This window comes from Streptosporangium sp. NBC_01469 (assembly GCF_036227305.1).
GTDB lineage: Bacteria > Actinomycetota > Actinomycetes > Streptosporangiales > Streptosporangiaceae > Streptosporangium.
Window position 1 is genome coordinate 1,209,788 of record NZ_CP109465.1, and the last position, 17,723, is coordinate 1,227,510.

General features: G+C 67.8%; 19 protein-coding genes. 15 read left to right on the forward strand and 4 right to left on the reverse strand.

Translation table 11 applies throughout. The features are described 5' to 3' along the window. Positions 1-108: 108 nt before the first annotated feature. A complete protein-coding gene (locus tag OG587_RS05455) occupies positions 109-921 on the reverse strand; it encodes a class I SAM-dependent methyltransferase (RefSeq protein ID WP_329087453.1) in 813 nt (270 codons plus the stop codon). A gap of 192 nt (positions 922-1,113) precedes the next feature. Between OG587_RS05455 and OG587_RS05460 the strand changes: the two genes are divergently transcribed. Further along, positions 1,114-1,557 (forward strand): MmcQ/YjbR family DNA-binding protein, encoded by a 444-nt coding sequence (locus tag OG587_RS05460; RefSeq protein WP_329087454.1) that lies wholly within the window; start codon positions 1,114-1,116, stop codon positions 1,555-1,557. A gap of 203 nt (positions 1,558-1,760) precedes the next feature. Here OG587_RS05460 and OG587_RS05465 read toward each other — a convergent pair whose 3' ends face one another. After that, entirely contained in the window at positions 1,761-2,258 is a 498-nt protein-coding gene (locus OG587_RS05465; protein WP_329087456.1) for a hypothetical protein, read from the reverse strand. Between OG587_RS05465 and OG587_RS05470 the strand changes: the two genes are divergently transcribed. Then, the gene (locus OG587_RS05470) at positions 2,242-2,613 is read left to right on the forward strand and encodes a hypothetical protein (RefSeq protein WP_329087458.1); all 372 of its coding nucleotides are present in this window, start codon (positions 2,242-2,244) and stop codon (positions 2,611-2,613) included. The two genes, OG587_RS05465 and OG587_RS05470, sit on opposite strands and share 17 nt — an antisense overlap. Before the next feature lie 6 nt (positions 2,614-2,619). Here OG587_RS05470 and kynU read toward each other — a convergent pair whose 3' ends face one another. Continuing rightward, entirely contained in the window at positions 2,620-3,852 is a 1,233-nt protein-coding gene (gene kynU, locus OG587_RS05475) for a kynureninase (RefSeq protein ID WP_329087460.1), read from the reverse strand. A 289-nt stretch (positions 3,853-4,141) separates the two neighbouring features. Between kynU and OG587_RS05480 the strand changes: the two genes are divergently transcribed. From OG587_RS05480 to OG587_RS05540, 13 genes are all read left to right on the forward strand, one after another. After that, on the forward strand, positions 4,142-5,440 hold the full coding sequence (locus OG587_RS05480; protein WP_329087462.1) for an ABC transporter substrate-binding protein: 1,299 nt from the start codon (positions 4,142-4,144) through the stop codon (positions 5,438-5,440). Positions 5,441-5,520: 80 nt separating this feature from the next. Then, positions 5,521-6,837, forward strand: coding sequence for a branched-chain amino acid ABC transporter permease (locus OG587_RS05485; RefSeq protein ID WP_329087464.1), 1,317 nt, complete (start codon positions 5,521-5,523; stop codon positions 6,835-6,837). Between the two features lie 14 nt (positions 6,838-6,851). After that, positions 6,852-7,820 carry a branched-chain amino acid ABC transporter permease gene (locus tag OG587_RS05490; protein ID WP_329087466.1) on the forward strand — a complete coding sequence of 323 codons (969 nt, stop codon included), beginning with the start codon at positions 6,852-6,854 and terminating at the stop codon, positions 7,818-7,820. After that, positions 7,813-8,667 carry an ABC transporter ATP-binding protein gene (locus OG587_RS05495; protein WP_329087467.1) on the forward strand — a complete coding sequence of 285 codons (855 nt, stop codon included), beginning with the start codon at positions 7,813-7,815 and terminating at the stop codon, positions 8,665-8,667. The genes OG587_RS05490 and OG587_RS05495 overlap by 8 nt, the downstream gene beginning before the upstream one ends. Beyond that, the gene (locus OG587_RS05500; RefSeq protein ID WP_329087469.1) at positions 8,664-9,398 is read left to right on the forward strand and encodes an ABC transporter ATP-binding protein; all 735 of its coding nucleotides are present in this window, start codon (positions 8,664-8,666) and stop codon (positions 9,396-9,398) included. The genes OG587_RS05495 and OG587_RS05500 overlap by 4 nt, the downstream gene beginning before the upstream one ends. A gap of 100 nt (positions 9,399-9,498) precedes the next feature. Next, positions 9,499-10,977: a 2-hydroxymuconic semialdehyde dehydrogenase gene (locus tag OG587_RS05505; RefSeq protein WP_329087471.1), complete on the forward strand. Its 1,479-nt coding sequence runs from the start codon at positions 9,499-9,501 to the stop codon at positions 10,975-10,977. 5 nt (positions 10,978-10,982) lie between these two features. Beyond that, positions 10,983-11,765 (forward strand): 2-keto-4-pentenoate hydratase, encoded by a 783-nt coding sequence (locus OG587_RS05510; RefSeq protein ID WP_329093745.1) that lies wholly within the window; start codon positions 10,983-10,985, stop codon positions 11,763-11,765. Continuing rightward, a complete protein-coding gene (locus OG587_RS05515; protein WP_329087474.1) occupies positions 11,765-12,721 on the forward strand; it encodes an acetaldehyde dehydrogenase (acetylating) in 957 nt (318 codons plus the stop codon). Before OG587_RS05510 ends, OG587_RS05515 begins: the two co-directional genes overlap by 1 nt. Further along, a complete protein-coding gene (gene dmpG / locus OG587_RS05520; RefSeq protein ID WP_329087476.1) occupies positions 12,718-13,737 on the forward strand; it encodes a 4-hydroxy-2-oxovalerate aldolase in 1,020 nt (339 codons plus the stop codon). The genes OG587_RS05515 and dmpG overlap by 4 nt, the downstream gene beginning before the upstream one ends. Beyond that, positions 13,734-14,549 carry a 2-keto-4-pentenoate hydratase gene (locus OG587_RS05525; RefSeq protein ID WP_329087478.1) on the forward strand — a complete coding sequence of 272 codons (816 nt, stop codon included), beginning with the start codon at positions 13,734-13,736 and terminating at the stop codon, positions 14,547-14,549. Before dmpG ends, OG587_RS05525 begins: the two co-directional genes overlap by 4 nt. After that, positions 14,546-15,001 carry a RidA family protein gene (locus tag OG587_RS05530; RefSeq protein ID WP_329087479.1) on the forward strand — a complete coding sequence of 152 codons (456 nt, stop codon included), beginning with the start codon at positions 14,546-14,548 and terminating at the stop codon, positions 14,999-15,001. The genes OG587_RS05525 and OG587_RS05530 overlap by 4 nt, the downstream gene beginning before the upstream one ends. Continuing rightward, positions 14,998-15,525, forward strand: coding sequence for a 3-hydroxyanthranilate 3,4-dioxygenase (locus OG587_RS05535; protein ID WP_329087481.1), 528 nt, complete (start codon positions 14,998-15,000; stop codon positions 15,523-15,525). Before OG587_RS05530 ends, OG587_RS05535 begins: the two co-directional genes overlap by 4 nt. A 10-nt stretch (positions 15,526-15,535) precedes the next feature. Next, the gene (locus OG587_RS05540) at positions 15,536-16,540 is read left to right on the forward strand and encodes an amidohydrolase family protein (RefSeq protein ID WP_329087482.1); all 1,005 of its coding nucleotides are present in this window, start codon (positions 15,536-15,538) and stop codon (positions 16,538-16,540) included. Between the two features lie 94 nt (positions 16,541-16,634). On the opposite strand, the gene OG587_RS05545 is transcribed toward OG587_RS05540, so the two are convergent. Beyond that, positions 16,635-17,591, reverse strand: a complete 957-nt coding sequence (locus OG587_RS05545; RefSeq protein WP_329087484.1) for a LysR substrate-binding domain-containing protein — start codon at positions 17,589-17,591, stop codon at positions 16,635-16,637. Positions 17,592-17,723: the final 132 nt, after the last annotated feature.

A 17,723-nucleotide genomic window follows, 5' to 3' on the forward strand; every position in this document is an offset into this window, starting at 1 on the left:
CCGTTCGCGGAACGCTCGCCCGTCGCACACAGGGCCCAGGTGTCCCCAGCCCCGTGGAGCCCCGGCTGTCAGAGGTCCGAACGCCTGGCCACCGTCCGCACGGCACGCTCAGTCGGCACCGGCCCTGCGGGCGAGGATCGAGTGGATCTCGAAGGAGGGGGCGCTGAAACCCGGAGCCGACATGACCTCCCGGACCTCCCGGAGCTGCCTGAAGGTCATCCCCGCCGCCACCAGGTGGTCCTCCAGGTGGTGGCTGTTACTGATCAGGAGGCCCAGCCCGGCGGAACCGCGCTCCCACACCTCGGTCCATCGCACCTGGTCGACGTCGACGAGTCCCGCCGCCGCCACATCCCGCGCGGCGGAGCCACCCCAGGTCGGATCGCCGCCCGCCGCGCCCAGCACCCGGGCCATCGCCGTGACGTAGGCCCGGTACACCTCCCCCTCGCGCCCGCCGGAGGTGGGCGGCGCCACCCAGCGGGTGATGTCGATCTCGTCGAGCTGCAGCCGGCCGCCGGGCCGCAGCGCGGCGTGCAGGCGTCTCAGGACCTGGCTGCGCTGCGGCAGGTGGCTGAGCACGAGTCTGGCGTGGATCAGGTCGAACGCGCCCTCCGGCAGCGGGTCGGTGACGACGTCGTGGCGGGCCACGGTCAGCCCCGGCCTGGACGGGATCAGGCCGGGCTTGATGTCGGTCGCCAGCACGCGCCCGCCCGGCGCCACCCTCTCGGCCAGCCAGAGGGCCACGCTGCCCCCGCCCGCCCCGACCTCCAGGCAGTTCCAGCCGGGCCCGACGCCGGTCAGGGCGAGACGCTCGAACGTCAGCGGGTCGAGAAGCCGGGCGAGGTAGTGGTGCTGGTCGGACGAGTGGTCCCCGTCGTTGTCGAAGACGTAGTCGGACGCGGTCGCTGAGTTCTGCCCGGTCATCTGGACCCTTCCAGGAGCGGTTACATCGCCCGCATGGTAAGTAGGGCACCACGGAAAGTGACAGGCCTCCGGCCGGACCCGGCCAGCTTCTCTGGAGAACGTATCCCTCCGGCTACAGTTCGAGGTTCTCCGCCGGGCCGCCCGTACCGGATCCGGCCGAAATCGTCGGTGCCGAGGTTCACAATGGGCGCCATGGACAACTGGCGTGAGGTCCGCGAGACGCTGCGCGAGTTCGCGCTGCGCCTGCCGGAATCCTATGAGGACCATCCCTGGGGCGACACGGTCGTCAAGGTCAACAAGAAGATCTTCCTCTTCCTCGGCGTCGACGAGCCGACCGAGAAATGGAGCCCGAGCGTCGGGGTGAAGTTACCGGAGTCGAACGGCCACGCGCTGGCGGTCGAGGGCGTCAAGCCGTCCGGCTACGGGCTGGGCAGAGCGGGGTGGGTGTCGATTCCCCTGATGGGCGCGGGCGCGCTCCCGGAGACCGAGATGCTCCTCGACTGGGTCGAGGAGAGCTACCGCGCCGTCGCTCCCAAGAGGCTCGTCGCCAGGCTCGACGCGCCCTCACAGAACGGCCTCGACGCGCCCTCACAGAACGGCGACGAGACGGCGCGCACCGGCGGGCAATCACTCTAGCCCCCTTCCCCCCGCCCTTTCCCTATTCAGTGGACTGGGTCTCGGCGTGTCATCACATGGCCCCCAATCGCGACTGTAAGCATCATCACTGTCACGCTGAGTGGCTCGGCGCACCGGCAAAAGCCGTATTCCGGTCAGCGGATTGGTCGCGGCCACGGACCACGTCTCGAAGGGAATGCCGTTTCCATGCTCACCCCCAATCCTCAAATAAGCGCCGCAACCATGCGTAAACGGCAGAAGGGGCGCCGGTCGATGAAAAGATCGGCGATGCCGGCCCTGACCGGATCCCTCTCCATGGCCCTTGTGGTCACCGTGTCCTTCGCCGTCCCCTCACCCGCCACCGCGTCCGCGCTCGGCGATCCGCCACCCGACTCGAAATCGTCCGTCACGTCGACCAGCACCTCCACCACGTCCTCTCCCGGCGACACCGATACCGATACCGACACCGGCACCGGCACGGGCACGGGCACCGGCCCCGCCACCGACCTCGCCACCGACACCGGCACGGGCACCGACTTCGGCACCGGCGACGATGACGATGACGATGACGACAAGCACCGCCACACGCTTCTGGAGCAGGCGCGCAAGAAATGCAAGCCGAGGTCCTTCTTCAGATTCCACTCCTTCAGGCCGAGGAATTTCTTCGTTCCCCGTACGCGCTTCATCGACGGGCCCGGCGGCACGATGACGGTTTCGGTCACCCGGCAGCACCGCGTGTACGCCGAGATGGAACTAGAAAGGGAAAGAATCGGCGAGATCGACAGGGGCGAACTGATCCGCCAGTTGCGAAACATGGTGAGCCCGCTGCTCGCCGAGGAATACATCGTCGAGACCGGACACGAGTACGCGCGGGAGATCACCGCCGGCAAGTACGGAAACATGTGGTACCGCGTTTTCGGCTACCGGGTGGGCTTCTCGGCGTGGCGCGAGATCTACAACTGCCGGGTGCGCAAGATCGCCGCCGGAGTGGCCAACGTCCCCGCGCGGGTGGAGGGCTGGAGATACTGGGAGACCGACCACCCGATGTACAGGGGACGCCGGCTGAGCAAGCGCTGAGGCCCCTCAGGTGACGGTGAGGCGGTTGCCGTAGCGGTCGTCGCGCCAGTGCTCCTTCTCCAGCACCTCGGCCAGGATCGCGGCCGCGTCGTAGGCGTCCGCGAAGCGGATGTAAAGCGGCGCGAACCCGAACCTGAGGACGTCGGGGGCGCGGAAGTCGCCGTGGACACCGCGGTCGATCAGGGCGCGCATGACCGGGTAGCCGTCGGGGTGGCCGAAGCTGACCTGGCTGCCCCGGCGCTCCGGGTCGCGGGGCGAGACCAGCTCCAGCCCGTACGGCGCGCAGAACTCCTCGACGAGCTCGATGAAGATCGAGGCCAGCGCCACGCTCTTGGCCCGTACGACGGCCAGGTCGACGCGCTCCCAGATGTCGAGCGAGGCGTTGAGCGGGGCGAAGGACACCACGTGCGGCGTGCTCACGGTGAAGCGCCGGATGCCGTCGGCGGGGCGGAAACCGGGCTCGAACGCGAACGGCGCCGCGTGGCCGTGCCAGCCGGTCAGCATGGGCCGCGCCTCGGCCTGGTGGCGCGGATGGACGTAGACGAAGGCCGGGGATCCCGGGCCGCCGTTCAGATACTTGTAGGTGCAGCCGACCGCGAAGTCGGCCGCCGAGACGTCCACCTGGTAGGCGCCGACACTGTGGCACAGATCCCAGATCATCAGCGCGCCCGCCGCCTGGACCAGCGCGGTGATCGATGCCGTGTCGTGGCGGGCCCCGGTCCGGTAGTCCACCTCCGACAGCAGCACGCACGCGACATCGTCGGAGAGGGCGTCGGCGAGGTTCTCGACGCCGGTGACGTCACGGACCTCGTAGCCGTCCAGCGCCTCGACCAGCCCTTCGACCACGTAGCGGTCGGTGGGGAAGTTGGCCAGGTCCGAGATGACCACCCGGCGCCCGGGACGCAGGCCCAGGGCGGCGGACACGGCCTTGACGATGGAGATCGAGGTGCTGTCACCCACCGCCACCTGGCCGGGGCCCGCGCCGATCAGCGGGGCGAGCCGGTCGCCCGTGGTCAGCGGCAGGTCGAACCAGCCGGAGGCGTTCCAGGCGCCGACCAGGCGGCCTCCCCACTCCTGTTCCACGGTCCGCGTCACCGCGGCCGCCGCGGTCTTCGGCGGGGCGCCGAGGGAGTTGCCGACCAGGTAGATCGTCCCGTCGGGCAGGACGAACTCGTCCCTGATCCGCTTGAGGGGGTCGGCGGCGTCGAGCGCGACGCACTCCGCACGGCTGATGGCCAAGGGTCGTCTCCCGGTCAGGTTGCTGACAATCATCCCATCATGCCGTCAACTGCAGATATCGCAACGTTTCTGGCTAAAAGTCTGTCCCTGTGGCGGCGAGTCCGATCTCTGACCGGCGGCCCGGCCCGCCCCGGTCGGCGGCGGCCTCAGCCATACCCATGCCTGAACAGGCATGGCAGGACCTGGAACCTGCATTAGACGGGCATGCGGAACGGACCTCATCCTCGGACGTACATCAGCGTCTTGCCAGCTCGGGGGGGAGGGCGACGCAGCCGATCTGGAGCGCCACATGAATCGAAAACTGACAGGGCTGGCGGTCACCGTCGCGACATCCCTCATCCTCACCGGATGTTCTACCTCAAATGATCAGCAGAGCGCGGAGAAGCCCGCTAAGAAGACGCAGATCTATCTGGTCGACGGCAACACCACTCAGTACGGCGACGAGTTCAAGGCCGGCACGTTCAACGGCGTGAAAGGCGTCATTCCAGGCGGGAAGTCGACCGACGAGTTCCGCAAGCGACTCCTCTCCGTCGACTCCGGTCTGAAGGACTTCGCCTACGCGGTGGAGGCGTACGACTCGGTGATCCTGACGGCTCTCGCGGCGGAGGCCGCGAAGAGCGACAGCGCGAAGCTGGTCGCCGCCAAGATGCGGGACGTCTCGAACGCGCCGGGAGAGAAGTGCACCACCTTCGAGGACTGCTCGAAGCTGCTGAAGGCCGGCTCGGAGATCGACTACGACGGGTTGAGCGGTCCGATCGATCTCAACAAGACCGGCAGCCCCTCGGCGGCCTCCGTCGGCGTCTTCCAGTACGGCGAGGGCAACACCTACCAGCCGGTCGGCTACGAGACGGGTAAGGCGTCCGCGGACCCGGACCCCCTCCCGACGCAGGAGATCGGTGGAGCCGCCGCGCCCGGCGACGGCCGGTTGGTGTTCGGTTCCCTCCTGCCGCAGACCGGCGACCTGTCCTATCTCGGTCCGCCGATGTCGGCGGGGGTCAAGGTGGCCGTCGCCGAGCTGAACGACAAGGGCGGGGTCCTGGGTGAGGACGTCAAGCTGGTCGCCGGAGACTCCGGTGACGGAACGCCCAACATCGCGCCCCAGGAAGTCGACAAGCTCCTCGACAAGGACGTGGACGTCATCGTCGGCACCGCTTCGTCGAGCGTCTCCCTCAGCGTTCTCGACAAGATCGTGAACGCGGGAGTTCTCAACATCTCCCCTTCGGTGACGTCCCCGGGGTTCGACACCTTCCCCGACAAGGGGCTCTTCTTCCGCATGATGCAGTCGGACGCCCTGCAGGGCGGCGTACTCGCCAACGCGATATCGAACGACGGCTACACCGACATCGCGATCCTCGTCCGGCAGGACGCGTACGGGCAGGGTCTCGCCGAGAGCATCAAGGCGGCGTTCACCGAGTCGGGGGGCAACGTCGTCGCCACTCGCTTCTACGCGGCGGACTCGGGCGGATTCACGGCCGAGGTGAACGCCATCAAGGCGGCGGACCCGGACGCCATCGCGCTCGTCGCGTTCGACGAGACCAAGAAGATCGTGCCTGAGCTGATCAAGGCCGGCCTCTGGATGGGTCAGTAGCTCGACCCACGGTGCTGTGGCGCCGGGACACGCGACGTCACGGCACCGAATCCCCATCTCACCCGAACTTGGAGTTCTCCGTGCGGTTCCGTCCTGCCATATGTCTTGTATTGCTCGTCGTGGCCTTCCTCGGTGCCGGCTCCGCGGCGGCCTCGGCGACCTCCACAGTGGACACGGCCAGGTTCACGGTCACGGACGACGACCCCGGAGCCGTGAAGGTGACGGGCAAGCTGGTCAACCGCGACGACACGGGATCGTCACCGGTCGGTGGCGGCAAGGTGACGGTGACCGATTCGTCGGGTTCTGAGTATCCCGCCACCAGCCTGGCGGATGGCAGCTTTTCCGTCGAGGTGCCGTTCAAGGCCGGAAGCATCTCGATCAAGCTTGACGAGGCGTCGCTCCCGGACGGCGTCTCCCTGCGTGAAGGCGGTCGCAATCCGATCACCAGGACGGTGTCGAGCACACTTCCGCTGACGGTCACATTCGTCCTGGGGAAGGGTGACCGCCAGACGATGAGCTGGGCGGACCAGATCCCGCAGAGCCTGTTCAACGGTCTCTACTTCGGTCTGATCATCTCCCTTGGCGCGCTGGGACTCTCACTGATCTTCGGCACCACCGGTCTGACGAACTTCGCGCACGGCGAGATGGTGACCTTCGGCGCACTCGTGACGTACGCGCTCAACGTGATGGGTGCCGACATCTGGCTGGCCGGACTCCTCGCGGTGATTCTGGCCGCCGCGTTCGGATTCGCACAGGATCGGTTCTTCTGGCGCCCGATTCGGCGACGAGGTACGAGCGTCCTCGCGATGATGATCATCTCGATCGGTGTGCAGTTCGTCCTCCGGAACACCTACCAGTTCTTCACCGGTGGCCGGACGGAGACGTATCGCCAGTACACGACACCGGAAGGGCTTCATCTCGGTCCGATCACGTACTCCGTGCGCGACGTGATCTGCATGGCGATCGCGATCGTGCTGGTCGTCGGCGTGACAGTCGCGCTCAAGCGGACCCGGCTCGGCCGGGCGACGCGCGCGGTGGCCGACAACGCGGCCCTCGCCGCGACGGCGGGCATCAACGTCAACCGGGTGATCGCGGCCGTCTGGTCCGTGGGCGCGCTCCTCGCCGGGACCTGTGGCCTGCTCCTCGGTTTCAGCCAGGCCGTGAAGTTCGACCTCGGCGCGCTTCAGCTCCTGGTGATGTTCGCCGCCATCACGGTGGGCGGCCTCGGATCCGTGTGGGGAGCCGTCATCGGAAGCCTGCTCGTGGGCACCCTGATCGAGATGTCGACGCTGGTCATCCCGTCCGAGCTCAAGGTGGCGGCCGCGCTGTTCCTGCTCATCGGCGTGCTCCTCGTCCGGCCGCGAGGGCTCCTCGGGCGCGCAGAGCGCATCGGTTGATCGAGAGGAATGACATGGACATCCTGATGAGCGCCCTCCGGGCCGGTTTCTCCGTCGACGCGGCGTACTTCTGCCTCGCCGCCATCGGGCTCAACGTGCAGTTCGGATACGCGGGTCTGATCAACTTCGGTCAGGCCGGTTTCCTCGCCGTCGGCGCGTACGGGTTCGCGGTCGGTTCAGTCTCGCTCGGACTCCCGTTCTTCGCCGCGATCGGTCTCGGCCTGTTGTGCAGCGTCGTGTTGGGCCTTGTCCTGGGCCTGCCGACGCTGCGTCTTCGCGCGGACTACCTCGCCATCGCGACCATCGCCTCCTCGGAGGTCCTGCGGCTGTTCTTCGGCGCGGCGTTCCAGGAGACCTTCCACGGACGTGACGGGATCTCCGGCTTCTCGTCGGCGTTCCAGGCGGCCAATCCCTACCAGCACCCGTTCCTCGGGTACCGGCCGACCGACCTGTGGGTCATGACGGTGGGCTGGGGGCTGGTCGTGATCGTCAGCGTCATCGTCTGGTCGATCATGCGCGCGCCGTGGGGTCGTGTGCTCAAGGCGATCCGCGAGGACGAGGACGCGGTCCGCAGCCTGGGCAAGAGCGTCTACGCCTTCAAGATGCAGGCACTGGCGATCGGCGGTCTCATCGGCGCCCTCGGCGGGTTCGTCGTCGCGCTGGGCCAGAACTCCGTGCAGCCGGACAACTTCAGCTTCGACCTGACGTTCATCGTGTGCACGATGCTCATCCTCGGCGGCGCGGCCCGGATCATGGGCCCTGTCGTGGGCGCGATCCTCTTCTGGGCGTTCCTCTCCCTGGTCGGCGGGATCTTGAGCGTTCTCACCGAGGGGCAGGATCCCGTCATCCCCACCTGGCTCATGACGGGCGACCAGATCGGAACGGTCAGATTCATTTTTGTGGGAGTCGCCCTGGTGCTGCTGATGGTCTATCGACCCCAGGGAATCTTCGGAGATCGTAAGGAGATGGCGCTCAATGCCTGAACGCACCCCCTCCACAGTCCGGCCCGGTCCTCATCCGTCCGTGATCCTCGAAGCCGAGAACGTGGAGCGGCGATTCGGCGGATTCACGGCCGTCGACGTGAACCACCTGGCCATCCGCCGAGGCGAGATCACCGCGCTCATCGGGCCCAACGGGGCGGGCAAGAGCACGCTGTTCAACCTGCTGACCGGATTCGACCGTCCTGACTCCGGCCAGTGGACGTTCGACGGTCGCCCTCTGGCGGGTGTGCCTCCGCACAAGGTCGCTCGCATGGGCATGGTCCGCACCTTCCAGCTGACGAAGGTCCTCTCTCGCCTGACGGTGCTGGAGAACATGAGGATCGCCGCACCGGGCCAGCTCGGAGAGCGTCTCTGGATGGCCCCGTTCGGCGCGGTGTGGAGACGGGGCGAGAAGGAGAACACCTCTCGTGCGCGCGCGCTCCTGGCGCGGTTCCTGCTGGACGACAAGCGCGACGAACTGGCCGGATCGCTCTCCGGCGGGCAGCGCAAGCTCCTGGAGATGGCCCGCGCGCTCATGGTCGAGCCTCGGATGGTGATGCTCGACGAGCCCATGGCGGGGGTGAACCCGGCGCTCAAACAGTCTCTGCTCAAGCACATCGTGTCCCTGCGCGACGACGGCGTGAGCGTGCTGTTCGTCGAGCACGACATGGACATGGTCCACGAGATCTCGGACAACGTCGTCGTCATGGCCCAGGGCCGCGTCATCGCCGAGGGCACGGCACGAGAGGTCACGAACGACGAGCGGGTGATCAGCGCCTATCTGGGAGAGCGCTTCGGCAGTGACCTCGACGAGGCCGCCGCGGTGCCGAGCGACGGGGGCGGCCGATGAGCACGACACACGAACTGCTGGTCGCCGAGGATCTCGTGGCGGGGTACGTGCCGGGAGTCGACATCCTCAAGAAAACCGGGCTCCGGTGCGGCGAGGGGGAACTGATCGGCATCATCGGGCCCAACGGGGCCGGGAAGTCGACCCTCCTCAAGTCGCTGTTCGGTCTCGTGCCGATCCGCAGCGGAGCGGTCCGCCTGCGCGGGGAGGACATCACCAACGAACGCGCCGACTCGCTCGTGGCACGCGGCATCGGATTCGTCCCGCAGACCGAGAACGTCTTCACCAGCCTCTCGGTCGAGGAGAACCTCCAGATGGGCTGCTACCAGGCGCCCGCGACGTTCGCCGAACGGCTGAACTTCGTCGGCGACCTCTTTCCGTCGCTGCTCGACAGGCGGAACCAACCGGCCGGTTCGCTGTCCGGCGGGGAACGGCAGATGGTGGCGATGGGACGCGCGCTCATGATGAAGCCCTCGGTGCTTCTGCTCGACGAGCCGTCCGCCGGTCTCTCGCCGCAGATGCAGGACGAGGTGTTCGTACAGACCCGAAGCGTCAATCGCGCCGGGGTGAGCGTCGTGATCGTCGAGCAGAACGCGCGGCGGTGTCTTGAGATCTGTGACCGTGGATACGTCCTGGACCAGGGTGCCAACGCCTTCACGGCGACGGGCAGGGAACTCATGCACGACCCCAAGGTCGTCGAGCTGTACCTGGGCACCCTGGGTCGTGACGCGTGATGAACCACCTCACCACCTCCCTCAGGTATGCACTTATGGACATAGCCAACCCCGCAACACCTATTTGTGACACATGGCTGGGACCGGTGAACATATGACCATGACCGCAGCGTTCGCAGAGGGCGTCGTCCACAACTTCGTCGACGGAGAATTCGTGGAGCCCGACCCCACGTCGTTGTTCGACAATGTCGATCCCACGACCGGCCACGTCGTCGGACGTGTGCACGAGGCCGACCGCGCACTGGTGGCTCGCGCCGTACGGGCGGCACATGACGCGCTCGGCGGTCCCTGGTCGGAGTGGACCACGAACGACCGCACGGCCCTGCTCCGGCGCGCGGCCGACCGCATCGAGGAGCGTTTCGAGGAGTTCGTCACCGCCGAGGTTCGAGACACCGGCAAACCGGTGACGCACGCCCGTGACGTCGACGTCGCACGCGCCATCACGAACCTCAGGACGTTCGCCGACATCGTCGGATCGGCCGGTCAGCAGTCGTTCCTCACCGAACTCGCGAACGGACGCCGTGCGCTCAACTACGCGGTCCGCAAGCCCCTCGGGGTCGTCGCCGTCGTGGTTCCGTGGAACCTGCCGCTGCTGTTGCTGACCTGGAAGGTCGCGCCGGCGCTCGCCTGCGGCAACGCCGTGGTGGTCAAGCCGAGCGAGGAGACGCCGTCGACGGCGGCGCTGCTGGCCGAGGTCCTGCGCGAGGTGGGCCTGCCGGACGGCGTCTACAACGTGGTCCACGGGTTCGGCCGGGAGTCCGCGGGTGAGTTCCTCACGACGCACCCCGGCATCGACGGCGTGACGTTCACGGGCTCGACGGCGACCGGTTCGCACGTGATGCGGGCCGTCGCCGGGCGGGTCCGGCCCGTGTCGTTCGAACTCGGCGGCAAGAACGCGGCCGTCGTCTTCGCGGACGCCGATCTCGATGCGACGCTGGAGGGGCTCAAGCGGTCGATCTTCTCGAACACCGGCCAGGTGTGCCTGTGCACCGAACGTGTCTACGTACAGCGTTCGATCTTCGACGACGTCGTCAACGGTCTCGTCGCCCAGGCGAAGACGCTCACCCTGGGCGACCCGTTCAACGAGACGACGACGACGGGCCCGCTCATCTCCCAGTCCCATCGGGACAAGGTGCTCGACTACTTCCGCCTGGCCGAGGAGGCGGGGGCGAGCACCGTTGTCGGCGGCGGCGTTCCGGCGATGGGACCGGCCCTCGACGGTGGTTCGTGGATCGAACCCACGATCTGGGTCGGCCTGGACCAGGACGACCGTCCCATGCGGGAGGAAGTGTTCGGCCCGGTCGCCGGCGTGATCCCGTTCGACTCCGAGGAGGAGGCGATCGCTCTCGCGAACGACACCGAGTACGGTCTCGCGTCGTCCGTGTGGACCTCGGACCTCACCCGCGGCCACCGCGTGGCACAGGCGATGCGCGTCGGCATGTCATGGGTCAACACCTGGTTCCTGCGGGACCTGCGCTCGCCGTTCGGCGGCATGGGCCTGTCGGGGATCGGCCGCGAGGGCGGCGAGTCCTCGCTCCACTTCTACACCGAACCGACGAATGTGTGCGTGCAACTGTGAAGACCATGATTCACGCCGCGGCCGACCGGCTGCTCGCGGCCGGGAGAGAGGGCACTCCGTGCGCTCCGGTGCGGGACCTGATCGGCGCCGACGACATCGAGCAGGCGTACGCCGTCCAGGAGACCGTCGCCGCCGAGCGTGAGCGGGCGGGAGCCCGCGTCGTGGGCTGCAAGATCGGTCTCACCGCGAGGTCGGTGCGGGAACAGTTCGGTGTCTTCGAGCCCGACTTCGGGCTCGTCTTCGACGACATGCTGCATTCCCACGGCAGTGAACTGGAGCGCGGCGCCTACCTTCAGCCTCGGGTCGAGGCCGAGGTCGCGTTCGTGCTCGAGACGGACATCGAGATGCCCAGGCCGTCGGTGGCCGACGTGATCCGGGCGACCGGCTTCGTCCTTCCGGCGATCGAGATCGTGGATTCGCGGATCGCCGACTGGGACATCACGATCAGCGACACGATCGCCGACAACGCTTCCAGCGGCGGGGTGGTGCTGGGGACGACCCCGCGATCGCTCGATCGCCTCGACCTCGCGGACGTCGGCATGGTCCTGGAGCACGACGGCGAGGACGTGGCCTTCGGCTCGGGGGCCGCGTGCATGGGATCGCCGGTGGTCTCGGCCACCTGGGTCGCGCGCGAACTCGCCCGCCGCGGCCGGCCGCTGCGGGCGGGCGACATCATCATGACCGGTGCGCTCGGACCGATGGTCGACGTGGCGAGCACCGGGCGTTTCACAGCTCGACTGGCCGGACTCGGCCAGGTCGAGATCACCTTCACCGACCGGGAGACGTGATGGCCGCGGGGCGAAAGGCGGGGGCCGTCGTCATCGGCTCCGGCAACATCGGAACAGACCTCATGTTCAAGATCGAACGACTCTCGGAGCGGCTCTCGATGGCGGCCATGGTCGGCATCGACCCGGACTCCGACGGTCTGGCGCGGGCCCGCAGGCGCGGTGTCGCGACAACGGCGGCAGGCGTCGACGGGCTGGCGGACCTGCCCCAGTTCGACGACGTGGAGGTGATCTTCGATGCGACCTCGGCCGGAGCGCACGAGCGGCATGCCGCCTTCGCGCGCCGGCACGGGAAGCTCATGATCGACCTGACGCCGGCGGCCCTGGGGCCCTACGCCGTGCCGACGGTCAACCTGGACGAGATGCACTTCGTCGACAACGTGAACATGGTGACGTGCGGCGGGCAGGCGACCATCCCCGTCGTCTCCGCCGTCGCGCGGGTCGCCCCGGTCGCGTACGCCGAGATCGTCGCGTCCATCGCGTCGCGTTCGGCCGGACCGGGGACTCGCGCCAACATCGACGAGTTCACCGAGACCACGAGCCGCGCGATCGAGTCCGTCGGTGGTGCCGGGGTCGGCAAGGCGATCATCATCCTCAACCCGGCGGATCCCCCCATCGTCATGAGGGACACCGTCTACTGCCTGGTGGAAGACTCCCCCGACCGGGAACGGCTCGACCGGAACGCGGTGGCGCGCGCGGTCGGGGACATGGTCGCGCGGGTTCGGGAATACGTTCCCGGGTATCGGCTCAAGCAGGACGTCCAGTTCGACCGGCTGGCCGGCGTGTACGTCCCGTCGCTCGGCCGCGCGTTCTCCGGAACCAAGGTCTCCGTCTTCCTTGAGGTGTCCGGAGCCGGTCATTACCTCCCGGAGTACGCCGGCAACCTCGACATCATGACCTCGGCGGCCCTGCGGACGGCCGAGCGGATCCTCGAACTCCGTAAGGGGGTTGAACTGTGAAGCTCTACATCCAGGACGTGACTCTGCGTGACGGAATGCACGCGATGGGGCACTCGTACACGACCGAACACGTGCGCCGGATCGCGATGGCCGTCGACGCGGCGGGGGTCGACGCCATCGAGGTGGCGCACGGCGACGGCCTCGGCGGATCGAGCGCGAACTACGGATTCGGCGCCCATTCGGACCTTGAGTGGATCGACGCGGCGGCCGAGGTGCTGCGACGTGCCAGGCTCACGACCCTCCTCATCCCGGGGATCGGCACGGTCAAGGACCTGGAGCGAGCGCACCGGCACGGCGTCACCAGCGTCAGGGTCGCGACCCACTGCACCGAGGCCGACATCGCGGCGCAGCACATCGACTGGGCCCGGTCCCACGACATGGACGTCTCCGGATTCCTCATGCTCAGTCACATGGTCGATCCCGCGAAACTCGCGGCGCAGGCCGCGCTCATGGAGTCGTACGGCGCCAACTGCGTTTACGTCACGGACTCGGGGGGACGTCTGACCGGCCGTGACGTCGCCGAACGCGTCAGCGCCTACCGTGACGTGCTCGACCCGCGGACCGAGATCGGGATCCACGCGCACGAGAATCTCTCGCTCTCGGTGGCGAACAGCGTGACGGCCGTCGAACACGGAGCGGTACGCGTCGACGTGGCGCTGGCCGGACAGGGCGCCGGCGCGGGCAACTGTCCCGCGGAGCCCTTCGTGGCGGTGGCCGATCTGCTGGGCTGGGAGCACGGATGCGACCTCTTCGCCCTTCAGGACGCCGCCGACGACATCGTCCGCCCGCTCCGCACCCGTCCCGTCAGGGTGGACCGCGAGACGCTGACCCTGGGGTACGCGGGGGTCTACTCCAGTTTCCTGCTCCATGCCGGACGAGCGGCCGAGAAGTACGGCCTCGACGTGCGCAGCATCCTGATGGAGGTCGGCCGCCGCCGGCTCGTCGGCGGCCAGGAGGACATGATCCCGGACATCGCCCTCGACCTCGTCGCCGCCGGACAGGAGGGCGACCGATGAGCCTGACAGACGGCGAGGTGGTGGAACTCGCGCACGAGCTGGACGACGCCCAGACGTCGGCGCACGCGGTCACCGGCCGGTCGGGAGGCGAGGACTGGGACGTCGCGAGCGCGTACCGGGTCCAGCGACATCTCATGTCACGCCGCCACTCACGCGGGGAAAGGCCGATCGGTCTCAAGCTCGGTTTCACGAGCCGGGCGAAGATGCGCCAGATGGGTGTCCACGAGGTCATCGTCGGGCAGCTCACCGACGCGATGGACGTCCCCGACGGTGGTGAGCTCGACCTCGGTGGTCTGATCCATCCGAGAGTGGAGCCCGAGGTCGCCTTCAGGATCGCCCGGGACGTCGACCTGGACGACCCGCGGACCTCCATCGCGACCGCGGTGGACGCCGTGGCCCCGGCCTTGGAGATCATCGACTCGCGCTACCGGGACTTCCGGTTCTCGTACGCGGACGTGATCGCCGACAACACGTCCGCGGCGGCGTTCGTCATCGGTCCGTGGACCGCCGTACGGCCACTCGACAACCTGGCGGTGCGGATGGACATCGGACCTCGGACCGTCTCGGTCGGGACCACGGGGGCCATCCTCGGAGATCCGATCCGCGGTCTGCGTCTGCTCGCCGAGATCTCCCGCCGCCACTCGATCCCGATTCGCGCGGGCGACGTCGTCCTCGCCGGAGCGGCGACCGCGGCGGTGCCGCTCACCGAGGGCACCGGGGGCACCGGGGGCACCGTCACCGCGCAGGTGTCGGGCCTGGGCCGGGTGTCGGTGAGGGTGGTCCCGGGCCGGAACGGGGGCGGCGCGTCATGACGGATCGGCACGACGGCAGCCGCACGATCGACGGGCTCGCGCGTCCCCGCGGCAGGTTCCCGCACGTGAAGGTCGCGGGCGACCTGGTGTTCGTGTCCGGGACGAGCTCGCGACGGCCCGACAACACCTTCGCCGGCGTCGAGGTCGACGAGCTCGGCACCACCGACCTCGACATCCGCGTTCAGACCCGTGCGGTCATCGAGAACATCGGGCGCATACTCGGCGAGGTCGGGGGGCACCTGTCGGACGTGCTCCAGGTGACCGCCTACCTCACGTCCATGAACGACTTCGGCGGGTTCAACGAGGTCTACGCCGAGTTCTTCGACGAGGACGGCCCGACACGGACGACCGTCGCGGTCCATCAGCTCCCACACCCCCACCTGCTGATCGAGATGCAGGTCATCGCCCGCAACCCACACACGCACGCACCAGACCAAGGAGAACGCACGTGACGAACTCGCTCGTCCCGGCACCGATCAACTTCGCCTCGTGGATCAGTGAGCACGAACACCTGCTGAAGCCGCCGGTGAACAACCGGACGATCCAGACCGGTACGGACTTCATCGTCCAGGTCGTGGGCGGCCCGAACCAGCGAACCGACTTCCACGTCGATCCATACGAGGAGTGGTTCTACCAGCTCAAGGGCGACATGCATGTCGATCTCATGACGTCTGACGGCCCGCGGACGATCCACATCAGGGAGGGCGAGGTGTGGCTCCTTCCCGGCAACCTGCCGCACTCGCCCCAGCGACCGCAGGAAGGCTCCATCGGACTGGTCATCGAGCGGATCCGCGAAGAAGGGACGCTGGAGAAGTTCCAGTGGTACTGCCCCAACTGTGCCGGCCTCGTCCACGAGGTGGAGCTTCAGGTGCGTGACATCGTCAAGGACCTCCCCGCCGTGTTCAAGGAGTTCTACGAGAGCGAGGACGGCCGGACATGTGACACCTGTGGAGCCGTGCACCCCGGCAAAGGCTGAGGTCGCGACCATGAGCGGTTCTATCGACGTGCACACGCACTACGTTCCCCGTGGCTGGCCCGATCTCGGATCGGTGAGCGAATCCCTCCCATGGCTGCGCATCGACTCGGAGCGCGATGCCATGATCATGATGGGCTCGTCGGAGTTCCGTGCCATCCACGACAACTGCTGGGACGCCGAGGTGCGAATCCGCGAGATGGACGCCGACGGCGTGGACACCCAGGTCCTCTCGCCGACGCCCGCGTTCTTCTCGTACGGCCAGTCCCCCGGCCAGGCCGCCAAGATCTCGGCGATCTTCAACGATCTGGCGCTCGAAATCTGCGCGCCCGCTCCCGAGAGGCTCCTGCCGTTCTGCCAGGTGCCGCTCCAGGATCCGGACGCGGCCTGCCGCGAGCTCGAACGGTCGATCGCGAACGGTCATCGTGGGGTCGAGATCGGCAACCACGTGGGCGATCGAGACCTGGACAGCGCGGGCATCGTGACGTTCCTGCAGCACGCGGCCTCGTTGAACGTTCCCGTGTTCGTCCACCCCTGGGACATGGCGAAGTCACCGCGGCTCGAACGGTGGATGGCGCAGTGGCTGACGGGAATGCCCGCCGAGACACACCTGTCGATCCTCGCCATGATCCTCGGTGGCGTGTTCGACCGTATCGATCCCGGTCTGCGGATCTGCTTCGCTCACGGAGGTGGCTCCTTCGCGTTCTGGGTCGGGCGCATGGACAACGCGTGGCACCAGCGCCACGACGTCATCGGAACGTCCGAGCACCCGCCGTCGCACTATCTCGGTCGCTTCTACACCGACTCGGTGGTCTTCGACCACCGGGCGCTGCGACTGCTGGTGGACACGATCGGCGTCGACCGTGTGCTGCTCGGCAGCGACTACCCGTATCCCCTGGGCGAGCGTCCGGCGGGCCGCGTGGTGCACTCCAGCCCCGACCTCGGGGAGGCCGGGCGCCAGGCGATCCTCCGCGGGAACGCCGAGACCTTCCTGGGTTTGGAGCGTGTGACGAGATGAGCTTCGCCGTGTTCTGATCACTCACTGTCATGACGGCGAGAGGGATGTCCGATCCGCCGCCGCCTCGGCTCATCGCGTCGGCGACCCCGGCGCCTCAGTCGCGGGGCGGCGAGATCGGGCTGGTAGACGGCATGGAGAGGTCGCGTGCCGTGCGGCGAAGGGTGTCGACCAACGCGGCCGTCGCGGGATTGAGGCGGCGGTCGGCCTGGAGCGTGAGCCCGACGCTGTGTCCGATGCGCTTCAGGGAGATGGGGAGCGTCGAGATCCGCGGATCCTCTCGCGCGATGAGGTCCGGCATCACCGCGATGTTGTGAGTCTCCAGGAGAAGCTGCCGCACCGTGAGGAACGACGTCGCCTCCACCCTGTTCTGCGGGAGCTCGAATTCGTTCTCAAGAAAGTAGGTTTCGAGCTCACGCCGGAGCACCGTCTCGACCCCGGGCAGGATCCAGGGATACTCGGCGAGATCTTCCAGCTGGACGTCGGCCCGCCGGGCCAGAGGGTGCTGTGCGCCGACCACGACACGTACCGACTCCTGGTACAGCGTGCGGCGCACGAGCCTTTCGTCCGACGGCGAGGTGAGGCGGCCGACGATGATGTCAAGCCGTCCCGACTCGAGCTCGGCCAGCAGCATGTCCGTCCCGCCCTCGCGCACGACCACGGTCACCAGCGGGCGTTCGGCCTTGAGCGCCGCGATCGCCCGGGGGATCAGCAGGTTCGACCCGGTGAGGTGGGTCCCCACGACCACGGTCCCGCGTTCCGCGTCGGCGATCTCGGCGATATGGCGTGCCGCCTGGGAGAGCTGCGAGAGCACGGTGCGCGCGTGCGACGTGAAGGCGACGCCGAAGTCGGTGGGGGTGAGCCCGCGGGGACCCCGGTTGTAAAGGACGACGCCAAGGACCTGCTCAAGATCTTGAAGGCTGCGTGTGACGACGGGCTGGGTCACGTGCAGCTCTCTGGCCGCGCCGATCACGGTGCCCTGAGTGCTCAGTACGTCGACCAGGACGAGATGCCGCAGCTTGAGCCTTCCATCGAGCAGCTTGGGGATGTGCATGCGATCGATCGTAGTCCGAACATGCCTTTATGAACATGTCACGTGATAAATAGCACCAACTTTGGCTATAGCAACATGGACATGCCTTCACACGCAAGGGGAATGGCCCGAGGCCGCCATTGACCCGCGTCG

Coding starts and splice junctions, on each gene's coding strand:
- OG587_RS05455 (WP_329087453.1), bottom strand. CDS start 921: ATGACCGGGCAGAACTCAGCGACCGCGTCCGACTACGTCTTCGACAAC.
- OG587_RS05460 (WP_329087454.1), top strand. CDS start 1,114: ATGGACAACTGGCGTGAGGTCCGCGAGACGCTGCGCGAGTTCGCGCTG.
- OG587_RS05470 (WP_329087458.1), top strand. CDS start 2,242: ATGACGGTTTCGGTCACCCGGCAGCACCGCGTGTACGCCGAGATGGAA.
- OG587_RS05480 (WP_329087462.1), top strand. CDS start 4,142: ATGAATCGAAAACTGACAGGGCTGGCGGTCACCGTCGCGACATCCCTC.
- OG587_RS05490 (WP_329087466.1), top strand. CDS start 6,852: ATGGACATCCTGATGAGCGCCCTCCGGGCCGGTTTCTCCGTCGACGCG.
- OG587_RS05495 (WP_329087467.1), top strand. CDS start 7,813: ATGCCTGAACGCACCCCCTCCACAGTCCGGCCCGGTCCTCATCCGTCC.
- OG587_RS05500 (WP_329087469.1), top strand. CDS start 8,664: ATGAGCACGACACACGAACTGCTGGTCGCCGAGGATCTCGTGGCGGGG.
- OG587_RS05505 (WP_329087471.1), top strand. CDS start 9,499: ATGACCGCAGCGTTCGCAGAGGGCGTCGTCCACAACTTCGTCGACGGA.
- OG587_RS05510 (WP_329093745.1), top strand. CDS start 10,983: ATGATTCACGCCGCGGCCGACCGGCTGCTCGCGGCCGGGAGAGAGGGC.
- OG587_RS05515 (WP_329087474.1), top strand. CDS start 11,765: ATGGCCGCGGGGCGAAAGGCGGGGGCCGTCGTCATCGGCTCCGGCAAC.
- OG587_RS05525 (WP_329087478.1), top strand. CDS start 13,734: ATGAGCCTGACAGACGGCGAGGTGGTGGAACTCGCGCACGAGCTGGAC.
- OG587_RS05530 (WP_329087479.1), top strand. CDS start 14,546: ATGACGGATCGGCACGACGGCAGCCGCACGATCGACGGGCTCGCGCGT.
- OG587_RS05540 (WP_329087482.1), top strand. CDS start 15,536: ATGAGCGGTTCTATCGACGTGCACACGCACTACGTTCCCCGTGGCTGG.
- OG587_RS05545 (WP_329087484.1), bottom strand. CDS start 17,591: ATGCACATCCCCAAGCTGCTCGATGGAAGGCTCAAGCTGCGGCATCTC.